At 56.5% G+C, this 16,539-nt stretch carries 10 protein-coding genes; 6 read left to right on the top strand and 4 right to left on the bottom strand.

The window, feature by feature from the left end:
- Positions 1–465 precede the first annotated feature (465 nt).
- The 6 genes from ACZF99_RS01670 (at position 466) to ACZF99_RS01645 (ending at position 9,605) form a co-directional block, all read left to right on the top strand.
- Positions 466–2,319, top strand: coding sequence for a sensor histidine kinase (locus ACZF99_RS01670; protein ID WP_483608501.1), 1,854 nt, complete (start codon positions 466–468; stop codon positions 2,317–2,319).
- A gap of 1 nt (position 2,320) precedes the next feature.
- Positions 2,321–3,190: a response regulator gene (locus ACZF99_RS01665; RefSeq protein WP_483608499.1), complete on the top strand. Its 870-nt coding sequence runs from the start codon at positions 2,321–2,323 to the stop codon at positions 3,188–3,190.
- Positions 3,191–3,343: 153 nt separating this feature from the next.
- Entirely contained in the window at positions 3,344–4,684 is a 1,341-nt protein-coding gene (locus ACZF99_RS01660; RefSeq protein WP_483608497.1) for an ABC transporter substrate-binding protein, read from the top strand.
- A 219-nt stretch (positions 4,685–4,903) separates the two neighbouring features.
- The gene (locus tag ACZF99_RS01655) at positions 4,904–5,785 is read left to right on the top strand and encodes a carbohydrate ABC transporter permease (RefSeq protein WP_483608495.1); all 882 of its coding nucleotides are present in this window, start codon (positions 4,904–4,906) and stop codon (positions 5,783–5,785) included.
- 399 nt (positions 5,786–6,184) lie between these two features.
- Positions 6,185–7,012, top strand: a complete 828-nt coding sequence (locus ACZF99_RS01650; RefSeq protein ID WP_483608493.1) for a carbohydrate ABC transporter permease — start codon at positions 6,185–6,187, stop codon at positions 7,010–7,012.
- A gap of 334 nt (positions 7,013–7,346) precedes the next feature.
- Positions 7,347–9,605, top strand: coding sequence for an FAD-dependent oxidoreductase (locus tag ACZF99_RS01645; RefSeq protein WP_483608491.1), 2,259 nt, complete (start codon positions 7,347–7,349; stop codon positions 9,603–9,605).
- A gap of 2,064 nt (positions 9,606–11,669) precedes the next feature.
- Here the strand turns inward: ACZF99_RS01645 and ACZF99_RS01640 are convergent.
- The 4 genes from ACZF99_RS01640 to ACZF99_RS01625 form a co-directional block, all read right to left on the bottom strand.
- Positions 11,670–12,383, bottom strand: a complete 714-nt coding sequence (locus ACZF99_RS01640; protein WP_483608489.1) for a hypothetical protein — start codon at positions 12,381–12,383, stop codon at positions 11,670–11,672.
- An 89-nt stretch (positions 12,384–12,472) separates the two neighbouring features.
- Positions 12,473–13,993, bottom strand: coding sequence for an ABC transporter substrate-binding protein (locus tag ACZF99_RS01635; RefSeq protein ID WP_483608487.1), 1,521 nt, complete (start codon positions 13,991–13,993; stop codon positions 12,473–12,475).
- A gap of 27 nt (positions 13,994–14,020) precedes the next feature.
- Positions 14,021–14,782 carry a response regulator transcription factor gene (locus tag ACZF99_RS01630; RefSeq protein WP_483608485.1) on the bottom strand — a complete coding sequence of 254 codons (762 nt, stop codon included), beginning with the start codon at positions 14,780–14,782 and terminating at the stop codon, positions 14,021–14,023.
- 7 nt (positions 14,783–14,789) lie between these two features.
- Entirely contained in the window at positions 14,790–16,517 is a 1,728-nt protein-coding gene (locus ACZF99_RS01625; RefSeq protein WP_483608483.1) for a sensor histidine kinase, read from the bottom strand.
- Positions 16,518–16,539 lie beyond the last annotated feature (22 nt).

Here is a 16,539-nt window from a genome sequence, read left to right as displayed (position 1 = left end):
GGGTTGCTTTTTACAGAAACTGTATTCGTTTTGCAGGGCTCTCCTAAAGTGGAGTCTCTATGCTCGGTTATTCGGTAGGGCGGCGTATCCTAATCCATGAATATTATTTCATCTTGCCCTTTCCTTGATCAGCCCAAACTTACAGCCGCAGCCTCCTCCGCTCCATGCAAGTTCAGCTTCATTCCTAGGGCAATACTGGCCTGTTACCATTTTCGTCCTCATAAAATAATATATTATACAAAGCTGCCTTCATTTTTATAAATAAACTCCATCCCCCCTCGACTATAACATATAGATCATAAATGATGTAAATATCCCCCAATAGAACAAATCTACACATCCCACCCCGCACCGCCGCCGTTTTGCAACAAATCCATGCAAATTCCGGCAACGCCTTTGCGGACTTATTCCCTATGCTATAATTTGAGGAAAAGACATCCGCGACCGCACTGGAGGCATGCCCGCATGGTCGGATTCACGCGTTATCTGATTCCGCAGAAACTGAAATACCGCCTGTTCATGGCGTTTGTTTGCTTGATTCTGCTGCCCTTCTGCGCTCTGAATTTGTATAATTACCAGCGGATCGAGACCCTGGTGCAGCAAAAGATCAGCCAGCAAAGCCACTCCCAGCTGGAGCAGATGTACCGGACCTTGGAGGATCAGATGGGCATCGCCTTCAAGACGCTGATCTTTCTGAAGCAGGACGACTCCGTGAAATCCGTGCTGCAGCACCCGGAGCAACACGACGGACTCGAGAATAAACGGATCGTGGAGAATATTTTCATGAACCTGAACAACAGCTTTTTCCTGTACAACCCTTCCGTTTACTTTATGATTATGGATTTTAGTGAAAGCGTATACACTTCCTATCCGCCCCGGGACGCCCTGGTCTACGACAAGCTGAGAAACCACCCCGGCTTCGCCCCGGAGGCGATGAACGCCAACCGGTACCATTGGGTTCCGAACGATCCGAACTATGTGCTGCGGGACGTCTCGACCAGCACCTATCTGCTGTCCTTGTACGCGTATTTGGGCGACAACCCGAACCGGCCCTACGGTCTGGCTCGCATCAGTATCGACTATTCCTCTTGGCTGCGCTCCATCCATAACCAATCGGATCTGCAGCAGCAGTATTTCTTGATTACGCGCGCGGGGGAGGAAATCTCCAAGTCGGTGCCGGATGCGGTACTACCGGAGAAGGTCATGGCGGAAATCGCCAAGCAGCCGGACCGGCAGTATTTTATCGATAAGGCCTCCAATTCCCTAATCAATTACATTTATGTAGAATCGTTGGACTGGTATATCGTGAACCGGATTCCGCTGCCGATTCTGTTTAATGAGATCGATGCGTTGAAACGGCAGTATTTTACGACGTTTTTTGTGCTGATGGGCGCCTTTCTGGTCATGACCTTCGCGATCGCCGCGACGATCACCCGACCGTTGTCCCACTTGCAGAACAAAATGATGGCGGTCGTCCGCAAAAATTTGAAAATCCGGCTACCGGAGCGGAAATTCCGCGGCGAGATTTTGGAGCTGACCCGCACCTTCAACACCATGCTCGATGATATGGACGCGTTGATTCAGCGCCTGAAGACGGAGGAGCGCCAGAAGGAGGCCGTTCATTTCCATATGCTGCTGGCCCAGATGAACCCGCATTTTCTGCTGAATACGTTAAACACGATCAAGTGGAGCGCCATTCGCCAGGGCAACGAAGACATCGCCGACATCACCTTGTCCCTGGGCAAACTGCTGGAAGCCAGCCTGAATTCGGAAAAAGATCTGGTGCATCTCCAGGACGAAATCGAGCTCGTGCAAGCCTACGTGCATATTCAGCAAGTCCGGTACAATCACCGGTTTGAGGTCACTTATGCCTTCGACGACGATGTCGTCTTTGCGTTGGTGCCGAAGCTAAGCCTGCAGCCGCTCGTCGAGAACGCCATCATGCACGGGGTCGGGCATCTGGCCGGGCAAGGCCGGATCGACATTCGCGTCCGGCGGGAGGGGCCCGCCCATCTGACCGTGGAGATCGAGGACAACGGCGTCGGCATGGCGCGCTCGGCGCAAATGAAGCGGACGCGGAAACGGCCGGGCATCGGCCTGGACAACGTACGGGAGCGGCTGCGCCTGCTCTTTAAGGAAGACGGCCGGATGGACGTGGTTTCCTCGGAACGGGGGACGTGGGTCCGATTTACGATTCCCTTTTTGCTGTCAACGCCTTATGCCCGAAATCCGCAGGATGCCGGGCTTCCCGGTGAAGAACGCCATTCGGCGCTGCCGCCCGGCGAAGCCGCGGCCAACGATCCGAGGGGAGGACGATAACATGTGGAAAGTGCTGCTGGTTGAAGACGAAGTGTTCGTTCGCGAATCGGTGCGGGAGATCATCGCCTGGGAGGAGCTCGGGTTTACCGTGGCCGGCGAGGCCGGCAACGGCAGCGAAGCGCTGGAGATGATCCGCCGCGATCCGCCCGATTTGGTGCTCGCGGATATCGTCATGCCGGAAATGGACGGCGTCGAGCTGCTCCGCCGCGCGCGGGAGGAGGGATACCGCTCCCGCTTCATCATGTTGACCTGCATCGGCGAATTCGAATATGTGCGGCAGGCGATGGAATACGGCGCATCCAACTATATTCTCAAACTGTCGATGAGTGTGAATTCGCTGCGGGACACGCTGCGCAAAGTGAGCGCGGAGCTGGCCAGGGACGGCGTTGGGGCTTCCGGCGCGGAGGATTCGGCCAGGGTCGGTTCCGGAGCGGCCATTCGGGAGACGGGCGGCGGTGCAGGCGAAGGACCGCAGGCGAACGGCCCGGGACGGCGAACGGCCGCTTCAAGCCCCGGCCCGGCCGGAACCGAAGCGGGCATTTCGCATCCCGAAGTGTGCAAGATTATCGCGTACATCGCCGAAAACTACCCGCAGGACATCACGGTCAAGTCGATGGCTCAATACGTGATGATGGGCGAAAACTACGTCAGCGCCTTGTTCAAGAAGAAAACCGGGCAGACGCTGATTCATTACCTGCATCGGGTTCGCGTGGAGAAGGCGCAGGAATATCTGCTTCACACCGATCTGCCCGTTCATGAGATCGGTCAACGGGTCGGCTTCCTTAACGACAATTACTTCATAAAGATTTTCAAGCGTCATACCCAGCAGACGCCGAGCAAATACCGGCAATGGAACAAAACCGCCGAATAGAAGAAATCCATGGCCCCGGATTCCTAATGTCCGGACGCGCAATTGCATCGTTTTGTTCCGTGATCTGAAGGGATATGTAGGTTCAATTCCGCTCCCGTCCCCTGCTACGATGAGGGGGATTCAACCATCAACGATATAGGGAGGTCTTTACCCGTGAGAAACCAAAAAGGATGGGCCGCACTGCTGCTCTGCACGCTGCTGATCGGCTTGCTGGCCGGCTGCGGCGGTACTAACAGTAATGGAGCGAAAGGAAATTCGGGAGCGGCAACCCCAGATTCGAAAGCGCCTTCATCGGGCGAAACCGTCAAGCTGACGATGTGGGGCGGAGTTCCGCCGGAAGCCGGGCCGCAAGCGGTGGTCGACGCCTGGAACGCGGAGCATCCCGACGTTCAGGTCGAATATGTGCGGTTCGTGAATGACGATGACGGGAACCTGAAGCTCGACACCGCGCTCGCCACCGGGCAGGCGGTGGATCTGTTCGTCAACTACTCGGTGACGCAGGCGGCCAAGCGGGTCGAGTCGGGCGTGGCGCTCGATTTGAGCTCTTTTTCGGACTACAATATCGATGAGAAAATCGGGGCCAATGCGGCCACCTGGAAAATCGACGGTAAATATTACGGGATTCCCACCAAGAAGAACGTCCAGTTCTTCGCCTTGAACAAGGACGCGCTGGACGCCGCCGGGCTTGAGGTGCCGAAGGCCTGGACCTGGGACGAAGTCCGGGAATACGCCAAGACGCTGAAGGCCGCCGGCTTCAAATACGGACTGGTGCAGCACATGGAGCCTTTCGCCGACCCGATGGATTCGGTCCTGGAGAAGAACGGCTACGTCAAGGAAGACGGCACGTCCAACATGGACCATCCGCTCGTGCTGAAATGGCTGGTGACGATGAACGCCATGATGAAAGACGATCAGACCACGCCGCCGCTCGGCGAGCAGCTGACGTCCAAAATGCCGGTGGAGAACATGTTCCTCGGCGGCGAAGCCGCAATGATCAACATCGGGGAATGGCTGCTTCGCAGCTCCAATAATATGAAGGACTTCCCTCGCGACTTTAAAATCGCGTTTGCCCCCGTGCCGAGACTGGCGGAGAACGAAGCCGACTTCATCACCAGCGGCGGCGTGGGCGATTTTATCTCGATTAATGCCAACTCGAAGAACACGGAAGCCGCCTGGGAGTTCCTCAAATGGTATGCCGACGAAGGCATGATGCCGATGGCGGCCGGAGGACGGCTGCCCGCATCGAATGCGGTCGACCAGGAAGCCGCGATCCAGAGCTTGCTTGGCGAACACGCGGACACCTACGACCAGGAGTCGCTGGAATTCGTCCTGTACGGGAACGAGACGCCGACCTTTGTCCGCAAGCTCCCGCAGGAAATGGTGGATATGCGCGCGCAGGAGTACGAGAAATTCTTCCTCGATAACCAAACCGCCGAGCAAACCGTGCAGGCGATGGTGAAGCGTCATAACGAGTTTTTGAAGCAAAACCAATAGGGTTCCGCGGAACTGGGCAGGGGCCGGCTGACAGCAGCCGGGCTTTGCTCTTTTTTCATTTATAGAACAAATCTACATCCCCCGCGCGCCGCCCGGCCGCCCGAGAAATGCGTAATTCTGTAGCATGAGGTCGGTGGTTTTGTTCCTTATAACGGCCCGCCCCCTCCTGCTATGCTGAGGACGTAACCGATCTTTCAAGACCAAGAGGAGTGGAGCCATGTGAAAACATCGTGGATGAAAAGGCAGCAATTGCTGGGATACGTGTTTATCGGACCGAACATGATCGGCGTGCTGCTGTTTTTTATTTTACCGGCCCTGTATTCGTTTTACTTGATGTTCACGGATTACAAGTTCATGAAGCCGGATACCCGGTTCGTCGGACTGGCCAATATCCAAAGAATGCTTGGGGACGAGGTCTTCTATATCGCGCTGAAAAATACCCTGCTCTTCCTGCTGTCGGTGCCGGTGTCGATCGGGTTGGCTTTTGTCGTGGCGGTCATCTTGAACCGCTCCGTGCATTTGAAAAAGCTGCTGCGCGCGTTGTACTTCATGCCTTACATCACCAGCGGCGTCGCCGTCGCTTTCGTCTGGATGCTGCTGTTCCAGCCGACGAACGGGCCGATCAACGGCCTGTTGCGCGCGGTCGGCATCGCCCACCCGCCGGGATGGCTGTCGACCACGGAGACGTCGATGTACGCCATCGACATCATCTGGATCTGGTTCATGCTCGGCTACAACATGATCATCTACCTGGCCGCCCTGCAGGAAATTTCCGGCGAGCTGCTGGAGGCCGCCAAAATCGACGGCGCCCGCACCTGGCAAACGATCCGCAGCGTCGTCTGGCCGCTGGTCAGCCCGACCACGTTCCTGCTGCTCGTCACCGGCCTGATCATGTCGATCAAGCAGTTCGGGATCATCCAGGCGATCACGCAAGGCGGCCCCGGGAACAGCACGACCGTGCTGTCGCTGTTCATCTACCAGAACGCCTTCCGTTATTACGAGATGGGCTACGCCTCCGCCATCTCCTGGGCGCTGTTCCTGATCATCCTGATCTTCACCTTGATTCAATGGGTCGGCCAAAAGCGCTGGGTGCACTACTAGGGGTGGCGGTCTGGCTACAGTGGAGGTACGTCGAAAAAGTAGACTCGACATCGAATCTTGAACTCAGCCGGGCTAAGCCTATGCTTCCGAAGTATGTTTCCTGCACAGCTTCCAGCAAGCTAACGGACACCAGAAACGTTATTGACCCGCTTTGGGGCAGTTTCCGATTCTAACGGATCGAGGAGGCCTTATTTCGGTCAAAAGCGGCTAAATCACCGTTATCGAAGCCCAGTAAGGTCTCTGGAGTCCGTTACAGCGAGAAATAGTTGGGAAAGGGGCAAATAAGGTCATTACGGTCCATTACGCAGCCGCGCTACCGGGAGCCCCTAAGCTTCGTCCAACCTTCTCGGTGCTCCAAACCTGACTTTTGAACTTTTCACGAACTAAGGAGGAAAAAGCATGCCATCGACTTCCGTCACCAAAATCGTCACCACGTGCGTCATGCTCTTGTTCGGGGTACTCATGGTCGTTCCTTTCCTGTGGATGATCAGCACCTCGTTCAAAACGCCGGCGGAGGTATTCGAATATCCGATCAAATGGATTCCCGCCGATTTCAACTGGGAACACCACATCAAGGTCTGGACCGGGGAGAACAGCTTCATCCATTATTACTTGAATTCCCTGAAAATCTCGGTGATCAGCGTCGCCGGCGCCGTGTTGCTGTCTTCGCTGGCGGCATACGGGTTCTCGCGGATCGAGTTCAAGGGCCGGAACGCCCTGTTCATGGTGTATCTGTCGATGATGATGGTCCCGCCGCAGGTGCTGTTTGTGCCTAAGTTCATCATGTTCGACTGGGCCGGGATTTATAATACGCATTGGGCGCTGATTCTGCCCGGGATGTTCACGATCTTCGGCGTGTTTATGATGCGGCAGTTTTTTCTCACCGTACCGCAGGAGATCTCCGAAGCCGCCTTCATCGACGGCGCCGGCCATTTCCGCATCTTCTTCCGGCTGATCCTGCCGCTGGCCAAGCCGGCGCTCGCCACGCTGGCGATCATCGACTTCTCCTGGCACTGGAACGACTACGAGAACGCGCTGGTGTTCCTGATTGACCAGGATCTGTTCACCGTGCCGCTCGGCCTGCAAAACTTCATCCTGGAGAACACCGTCGACTATAACGGCATGATGGCGGCGGCCACCGCGGGCATCATCCCGATGATCCTCGTCTTCCTGATCGGCCAGAAATACATTATTCAAGGCGTATCCAGCTCGGCGGTGAAAGGGTGAGGGATCCCTTCGCCCGTTGCAGGGACGAAGGGTTCTGCTCCGCCGATGACGAAGAAGTGTTGTAAACCCTACAACATTCTCTGCCTATTGCGGCTGCGTAGTCTAAAATATTGCATTTAATACAACATTTGGGCACGATAAGGGCCGTTGATCGGCGAAATGTTGCAGTTTTTACAACATACTGCCCAGCTTCAACCTTTTCACGGGGAAAATGCTGCATAAAATACAACTTTTCGAGCGTCACCCTAAACGACCTAAGCACTTTAAGCACTTTAAGCACTTTAAGCACTCTTAGCATTCCATCACTTCATTATCGAAAGGAGTTTAACCAACCATGAGAAACGAAACCGTGCACAGCGATATTACGGTCGTGGGCGGAGGATTAGCCGGGGTGTGCGCCGCCGTGGCGGCGGCAAGGCTCGGCAGAAAGGTCGCGCTCGTGCAGAACCGCCCGGTGCTCGGCGGCAATGCCAGCAGCGAGGTACGCGTCTGGGTCTGCGGGGCAACCGCGCACGGCACGAACCGATACGCCCGCGAGACCGGCATTATGGGCGAAATGTTCGTGGAGAACCAGTACCGCAATCCGGACGGCAACCCTTATCTCTGGGATCTGGTCGTATTGGAAACGGTGCTGGCCGAGCCGAACCTCTCCTTATACCTGAATACCGACGTGCACGAAGTCGAAGCGGACGGCGAGGAGGATGCGCGGCAGATCCGGTCGGTCACCGGCTGGATGATGGGCTCGGAGCGGCGCATCCGCTTCGTAAGCCCGCTCTTCCTCGACTGCACCGGGGACGGACTGATCGGGTTCCTGGCCGGCGCCAACTACCGGATCGGCCGGGAAGCCCGGCACGAATACGGCGAAGCCTGGGCACCGGAGATCGCCGACGACATCACGCTCGGCAGCACGCTGCTGTTCTACACGAAGGACGCCGGGCATCCGGTAAAATTCGTCCCGCCGTCCTTCGCCAAGGACATTACGCAGACGCCGATCCCGCTGAACCGGGTGATCCGCAGCGGCGATTCCGGCTGTCATTACTGGTGGATCGAATGGGGCGGCGAGCTGGATACGGTGCACGACAACGAGCGCATTCGCGACGAATTGTCGGCCGTCATCTACGGAATCTGGGATTATATCAAAAATTCCGGACAGTTCGACGCCGACCGCATGACGCTGGAGTGGGTCGGCTCGATCCCCGGGAAGCGGGAATACCGCCGGTTCATCGGCGACTACGTCCTCACGCAAAACGACATCCTGGCCCAGGAGTCGTTCGACGACCGGGTCGCGTTCGGCGGCTGGTCGATCGACCTGCATCCGCCGCAGGGCATGTACGCCGAGGAAAGCGGCTCGAAGCATCTGCACGCGGATGGCAATTACCACATCCCGTTCCGGTCGCTGTACTCCGCGAACGTGTCCAATCTGCTGTTCGCGGGCCGCAACATCAGCGCAACGCACGTCGCGTTCGGTACGACGCGGGTGATGGCCACCTGCGCCGTGATCGGCGAAGCCGCCGGAACGGCCGCCGCGCTGTGCGCGGACCTGGGCGTCACACCGCGCGAGCTGTCGCGTGCGCATACGCCGCTGCTGCGGCAAACGCTGCTGCGGCAGGACGCCTCCGTGCTGGGCGTGGCGAACGAAGACGCCGCGGACCTGGCCCGGTGCGCAAAGGTCAGCGCCTCCTCCTTCCTGGCCCGGCTGGCGGCGGAATCGGCCGACGAGGCCTACCCGTTGGAGCGCGACGTCGCCCTGCTGCTTCCGGCCGATCCCGGCATCGCCGGAACGATCGAATGGCGGCTCGACGCTTCACAGGATACGGAGCTCACCGTCGAAGTGTGGAGTACCGGTCGGCCGGAAAACTACGTTCCCGCCGCCCTGGAATGCCGCACAACCGTTGCCGTGGCCAAGGGCGATGGACAGTGGGTGCCTGCAGCGCTGGATTGGATGCCGGCCGAGCCGCAGAACGCTTTGATCGTCGTCCGCTGCAATCCCTTGATCAAGCTGTACTTGTCCCACGCCCCGCTGACCGGGCTGCTTGCCTTTGAGCGCGGCGCAGCCGCGAGCGTCTCCAAGGACCTGGAGGATCATGACGTCACCCAGCCCGTAGTCGAATGGAGCATGAAACGGCTGGTGCGCAAAGTCTTCTGCTTCCGCGCGGAGTTCGCGACTCGGGCTTACCGCCCCGAGCATATCCTGGACGGCTACAAACGTCCTTACGGCGGCCCGCACATGTGGCTGTCGGAGCCGCTGGCGCAGGATGCTGATCCTTGGGTAAAGCTGGAGTGGGAGAACGAGCAAACCGTCCGTGAAGTCCACTTGATTTTTAACGACGACGTTAATGAAGATCTGATCAATCTGCACCATCACCGCACGCCGTTCGAAGTCCTGCCCGAGCTGGTCAAGAGCTACCGGATCGAAACGCTGGATTCCGCCGGCAACTGGAGAACGCTAGTCGCGGAACCCGACAACCGCCGGCGCAAGCGGGTGCACCGTCTGGGTGCCCCCGTTCAAACGCAAGCGCTCCGGCTGGTCGTCGAGGAGACCAACGGATCGCAGTTTGCGGAGGTAATCGAGGTCAGGGTTTACGGGGAGTAAGCAAGCATAGGAGAAACAAGCAGCCCGAACGGATCGGGCTGTTTGCTTTTTCATGAACGGGCTGGAGAGGCTCCTATCGGCTCAACTTGCACTTTTTCGTTGCTTGCGATATAGCTACATGCCCGACGGGATTCCTTTACCCCCATGCTTGCTGGCCACGGGGCGAGGCGCCCTCGCTCAGCGCGGCGCCTGGCCGCTGGCCGCGGGGCTGTTGCTCGCTGGCCGGATCCCCCATGCTTACTCGTTTCCGGTTTCCGACTTTCGGCCACCTGGCTGCCAGCTCTAACGCTGATGAGAAACGCTAATATGGCCATTTCGGCGCAAACTAAATTCTAACGACGCTGAGCCACGCTATTCGTACACAAACACCCCCATTACGCCTATAAAACGAGGCAATAAGCTCTGTGATCAGCGTTAGAATTGTGAAGCGGCGAGTTTAGCCGGTTTAAGGTGTGTGACAAGCGTTAGAGCCACGGTTTAACTTTGCGGCATGTGTGACAAGCGTTAGAGCTACGGCAGTCTGGCTGGGTGCCCCTCGCTCGGTGCGGCACTTCGCCACTGGCTGCGGGGTGGGGACGCCCTTGCTCAGCACGGCGCCTGGCCGCTGGCCGCGAGGTGAGGCGCCCTTGCTCGGCGCAGCGCCTGGCCACTGGCGCGGGGCTGTTGCTCGCTGGCCGGATCCCCCATGCTTGCTCGTTTCCGGTTTCCGGCTTTCGGCCACCTGGCTGCCAGCTCTAACGCTGATGAGAAACGCTAATATGGCCATTTCGGCGCAAACTAAATTCTAACGACGCTGAGCCACGCTATTCGTACACTAACACCTCATTACGCCTATAAAACAAGGCAATAAGCTCTGTGATCAGCGTTAGAATTGTGAAGCGGCGATTTTAGCCGGTTTAAGATGTGTGACAAGCGTTAGAGCTACGGCAGTCTGGCTGGGTGCCCCTCGCTCGGTGCGGCACTTGGCCACTGGCTACGGGGCGGGGACGCCCTTGCTCAGCACGGCGCCTGGCCGCTGGCCGCGAGGTGAGGCGCCCTTGCTCGGCGCAGCGCCTGGCCACTGGCGCGGGGCGAAGGCGCCCTCGCTCAGCACGGCGCCTGGCCACTGGCGCGGGGCTGTTGCTCGCTGGCCGGATCCCCCATGCTTGCTCGTTTCCGGTTTCCGGCTTTCGGCCACCTGGCTGCCAGCTCTAACGCTGATGAGAAACGCTAATATGGCCATTTCGGCGCAAACTAATTTCTAACGACGCTGAGCCACGCTATTCGTACACTAACACCTCATTACGCCTATAAAACAAGGCAATAAGCTCTGTGATCAGCGTTAGAATTGTGAAGCGGCGATTTTAGCCGGTTTAAGATGTGTGACAAGCGTTAGAGCTACGGCAGTCTGGCTGGGTGCCCCTCGCTCGGTGCGGCACTTGGCCACTGGCTACGGGGCGGGGACGCCCTTGCTCAGCACGGCGCCTGGCCGCTGGCCGCGAGGTGAGGCGCCCTTGCTCGGCGCAGCGCCTGGCCACTGGCGCGGGGCGAAGGCGCCCTCGCTCAGCACGGCGCCTGGCCACTGGCGCGGGGCTGTTGCTCGCTGGCCGGATCCCCCATGCTTGCTCGTTTCCGGTTTCCGGCTTTCGGCCACCTGGCTGCCAGCTCTAACGCTGATGAGAAACGCTAATATGGCCATTTCGGCGCAAACTAATTTCTAACGACGCTGAGCCACGCTATTCGTACACTAACACCCCCATTACGCCTATAAAACGAGGCAATAAGCTCTGTGATCAGCGTTAGAATTGTGAAGCCGCGAGTTTAGCCGGTTTAAGGTGTGTGACAAGCGTTAGAGCTATGGTTTAACTTTGCGGCATGTGTGACAAGCGTTAGAGCCACGGTTTAACTTTGCGGCATGTGCGACAAGCGTTAGAGCTATGGTTTAACTTTGCGGCAAGACTTTTAGGCAAGCTGATGCCCAAGCTTGTTTCCCATTCGCCCGACTTTACGGGTGTATCGAGTCGCTTTGGGCTGCTCGTTCCCGTTCTCCATTTTGACCACACTATCCACTTAAGATTTCATAACCTAAGGGACCCTTCTCATTTCATTCCCCCGAAGCTTCCACTTCGTCAATTTGTTGCCCGTATTTTGGGCCTGAAACGTATTGCCGGCAAAATCATAAAGAACAACTTGAGCCTTCAGAAGCTCATTTAGGTTGCTTGCTGCGATCCGTTGGTCTTGGAGCTTATAGAGGGTGGTTTCGGCTGCCGTGCCGACCGAAGCAACGATTTCCTTAACCCCGTCTTCATCCACATCCGCCTCGACGGTATGGGCATCGATGCGAAGCAGGGACGGTCCGCTTGAATTCGGCAAAATATAGTCGGTAATCGGGCTGTTCGCGCCGTTGGCCCCTACCAATTTCAGATAGGTGACGCCAAGGGCTTCGACCGTTTTAACCGGGAATTCCTTCATCGGGCCATACCCGATTTCGCCAAGGTCATAACGGGTCGATCCGACCTGAAGGGTCGCTGCCAACCGATTCTCATCATCCGCCCGACGATAGACGGCGATCTCCGCGTTATCCAGCTTTTTGATTTCAACGAGCTCCCCCACGAGGGAAGGTTCCGCCTGTTTGAGCTCCAACGCGTCGACTGGCTCATACGCAACTGCGAAAGACGAAGCATTAGCTGCTTCGGCATTTTGTTGACTTCCCGGATTCTCCGCCGGTTGGACCTCATTTGAACTGGCGCATCCCGTCAAGACGTACAAGAACGCCAAGATAAGGGCAATTTTGTTCACCCGTCCCCCTCCATCCTCATAGATATTTCTTCTTATTGTCCCATTTTCCGAGACCGAAAGCGTATAGAAAGGGTTACAAATGAATCCCCCTAAGAGGGACGGGCGGCACGCCAGGCGTCCAGTTGCTTCTGCACCTCGGCGCGGACCTCGTCAAGGCCCGCCCGCTTGAGCTCCTCGTTGAACTTCGGCAGTTCGGTGTCGATGTCCACGCTGCCCGTCATCAGGCTGGGATAATATTTTTGCCAGACCATTTCGATGTTCTGAAGCTGGATCGGCATCATCGAGAGATCGGGGGTAAAACCAAATGTGTTCGACTTCACGGCCCGGGCATTGGAGGAACGAAATTCCTCCCATTTGTTCAAAGGCTCCGGATTCTCGCCGCCCATCGTCTTTAAGATGAACCAGTTGCCCTGGGTGTACGTCACCCCCGTATAGCTTGGCGGTGCGTCCGGCAGGGGATTCCCGTCTTCGTCCTTCGGCGGGATCAACACGACCTGGCCGTTGTCGTCCAAGGTATAATGCACCCCTTCGATCCCATAATTGAACAGATTTCGCACCTCGGGGTCGGTATTGAGCAGATTCAAGAACCGGATGCACTCGGTAGGGTGCTTGGTGTCCGCACTGATCGCCATGACGCCTCCCCGCACGTCTTCCGTCGTGACGATCTCGCTCGTGACGGGATACGTCACCACTTTATAACCGCGGTCCTTGCTCCAGCTGTTTTCGGCAAGCGGCCCGCCGCTGGAGGCCTTCCAGAACACCTTATCTCCCCGTTTGAGCTCCTGCCCCTCCCGCAAGGCGGCATCCTCGTTAATGTAGCCCGCCCGGTAGTAGCGTCGAAGCGTATCCAGCACCTGCCGCGCTTCCGGGGTCTCGAAGATGTTCACGACCCGGGACCCCGGATCCAAAGACTTCACCATCAGCGGAAGCTTCTTGTCGATCACGTACTCGTACCCATTCAAAGCGAAAAAGTTATGGGAATCCTTATCGAGCTCCATCGGCAAATAATCCGGCTCCTGCCGCTGAATCATCCGCAGCAAAGGCTCCAGCGATTCCAGCGTGCTGTAAGCCGTAATATCGAGGTTATACTTGTTCACCAGTTGTTCCGGATACATCCACTGCTGGCGTACCGCCAGTTCCTTATTGGTCGGCACGCCGTAAGTGCCCCCGTCATCCATGCGCACGCCTTCCCAAAAAATAGGGTCGATGGCCTCGTACATCTCCATGCCCGCACCGGACAAATAGTCGTCCAGCCGCAACCAGGCCCCGCGTTTGACATAGGCGGTAAAATCCGGCGCAAAAGCGATATCGAAGGGAGTCCCCGCCGACACCATCGTGTTCAGACGATTTTCATAGTCCTGCCAGCCCACCTTGATATAGGTGATGGTGATGCCGATCTTTTTGACCAAAATTTCATTGATTTTGTCGTTCACCTTTTTCAAATCCCGATCCGGCTCTCCGATCGTATAGTAGATCAGATTAACTCGATCCTCGCCGGGTTCGATATCGGCTTTGTCGGAGGACGGGGAACATCCTGCCGCAAGCAGGGACAACAGACCGGCGATCAAGACGGCGTTAACGATCCGGCCGAAGCAAGAGAAACGCTTCATAGATACCTCCTTTCCGCCAGGCAAAGCCTAGTCTCTCTTTCTCATCTCCGAAGGCGACATGCCGAAATATCCCTGGAAATGCGTGTAGAAATAATTCAAGTTCGGATACCCTACCGCAAGCGCGATGCTGGAGATTTTCTCGTCCGTCGTCAAAATGTATTCCTTCGCTTGGAGCATCCGGTACGCCATCAAATATTCCGAAAACTTCATATGGGCTTCCTTCAAGAACAACTGCCCCAGGTAAGTACTGTTCATGCGGAAGCGCTCGGCCACCGACTTCAGCGTGATGTTCTGGGCGTATTCCGCCTTCACCATGAGCAGGATGCGGGTCGTCAATTTGGATAAATCCTCGTAAGCCACCCCCAGAATCGGGTCCATGTTCTCATTCTTGCCGTTGATCCCGTCCAGCGTACCGTGCAGATCTTCAATAATGATCTTCTCGATCACCTTCTGCAGCTTGGAACGCTCCACGGGCTTGAGCAGGTAATCCTTCACTCCACAGCGAATGGCCTCCTGAGCATATTGGAATTCACTATAACCGCTCATAATGATGTATTTGGTCGGAAGCCGCAATTCGTTCAGTTTGTGGATGATCTCATAGCCGCGGTCCGGGCCGATACATACATCGAAGATGGCGATATCCGGCAACATCTCCACGGACTTCGCAATCGCGTCTTCCCGGGTTTCGCTCGTCTCGATCCGGTGAAAGCCGTAACTTGCCCAATCCAACGTCCGCCGCATGCCCTCGAGAATCTGCGGTTCGTCATCTACGATCAGAAGCTTATACATGCTGGAATCACCCCTTAGCGATCATCACGGTAATCTTGACTCCGGCCTCCTCGTTATTATCGATATCCATGGAAAAAGCCTCTCCATAGAAAAAATGCAGCCGGGTATACACATTGCGCAAACCGATGCTCCGCACGGGAGCGTCGTCCCGACGGGAAAGCGTGTGCCTGACTTCTTCCAGGCGGTCTGCGGAGATCCGCTTCCCGTTATCCACAAACTCCAGGACGAAACGTTCGTCCGTCTCCCAACCGTTCACGACCCACAAATTAAATTCATGGCCCGGGTTGAAGCCGTGGACGAAGAAGTTCTCCGCCAAAGGCTGCATCCAGAATTTCACCGTCGATACGGACAATAACGCCTCATCCACATTGAGCTGATAATAAAACCGTCCCGGGTATTTCAATTCCATGATTTTTAAATATTTCTGCAGCAGCTCCAATTCATCGCCGATGGAAATGATATTCTCCTTCTGCACGATATCGCGATATAGCGCCCCCAGGTTCGCGATGGCGTCGGCGGTGTCGACGTCCTGATGAACCAGGGCCGTGGAGCGAATGGCTTCCAGTGTATTGTACAAAAAATGCGGATTGATCTGATGCTGCAGCGCCATCATTTCCGTCTCCTGCTGCTTCAACTTAAGCAAATACTCGGTGCGGATATGTTTATCGAGCTCCAGCACCATGTCGTCCAACTCCCGGGCGATCATGCCGTATTCGTTCCGCCGGTAACGGGCGGGAGAATTCGAGGTGAAATCCGCGGTTTTTACGCGTTTGATGGAGCGGATAATGCGTCTTAGAAATTTTGCGTCATCGAGCAGATTGTATACGATCAGCAGCAGTACGCTGATCATTGCCATCAATATAACACTAAGCACGGCAATCAGGATTCCGGAGTTCTCCTGCATGAGCCGAGGCAAATCGACGAGTACGACAAGCCGGTAATCGAACTTGGTGGAAGTAAAGGTCATGAAAAAGGCGCTGCCCCATCCCCCCACGTTCAGATACCCGCTGTTCTGTTTCTCCTCGATGGCCTGGAGAACCCGTTCTTCCGTCCCGCGGTCATGGCCGGAGATCACATACATCTCCCCGGAAGCGCTTACGGCTGCGGCCATGCCCAGCTTGTATCCCTGCACGCTCCCGAATAACGGATCGCTGCCGACCAGGAAACGGAATTCGCCGATCTGGCGGGAAATTTGACCCGGATCGGACAATTTTTTGCGGTAGACAAATCCCTTTTGGATCTGCTCGCGGAAAGCTTCGTCCGTATCCGGGAGGCGAAACAAAAAGCTGGCGTTGCCGTTGCCGTCAAACCGCACCACATTGGCCTCCGACCCGGCATGCAAACTGATTTGAGTGATGTCCCCCTGCGCCGAGCTGTACAGAAAGGCCTTCATATCTTCGGGAAGGGAAACGAGCGGTTCGTTATAATGGCTATTCTTCAGCCGGCTCGTGAGATAGCCTTCCGCGCTGTTGCCCAGAAAGCACTGCACATCGGTCATCAACCGCGGATTGGAGTAAATCCGCTGCATATAAGCTTCGATCCGGTCCGCATTATACTGCAGCCGGGTTTCGATGCTGGCAAAGGCGCCGACCGCCTCGCTGCGGGCGTTCTCGATCCACTGATACAACAGCACCGCACAGGTCATCACGCCAAGCGTCAAACCTACCGATACCACAAACAAGGTATAGGCGATAAATTTGCGGCGATAGATTTTGATCTGCCAAAAGGAATTCATGCGGCGCCTCCTCTGCCCTTTG

This window comes from Paenibacillus sp. JL3B1040 (assembly GCF_057063165.1).
Note: the sequence above shows the minus strand (reverse complement) of the source record. Positions and strands in the feature narration are given on the sequence as shown.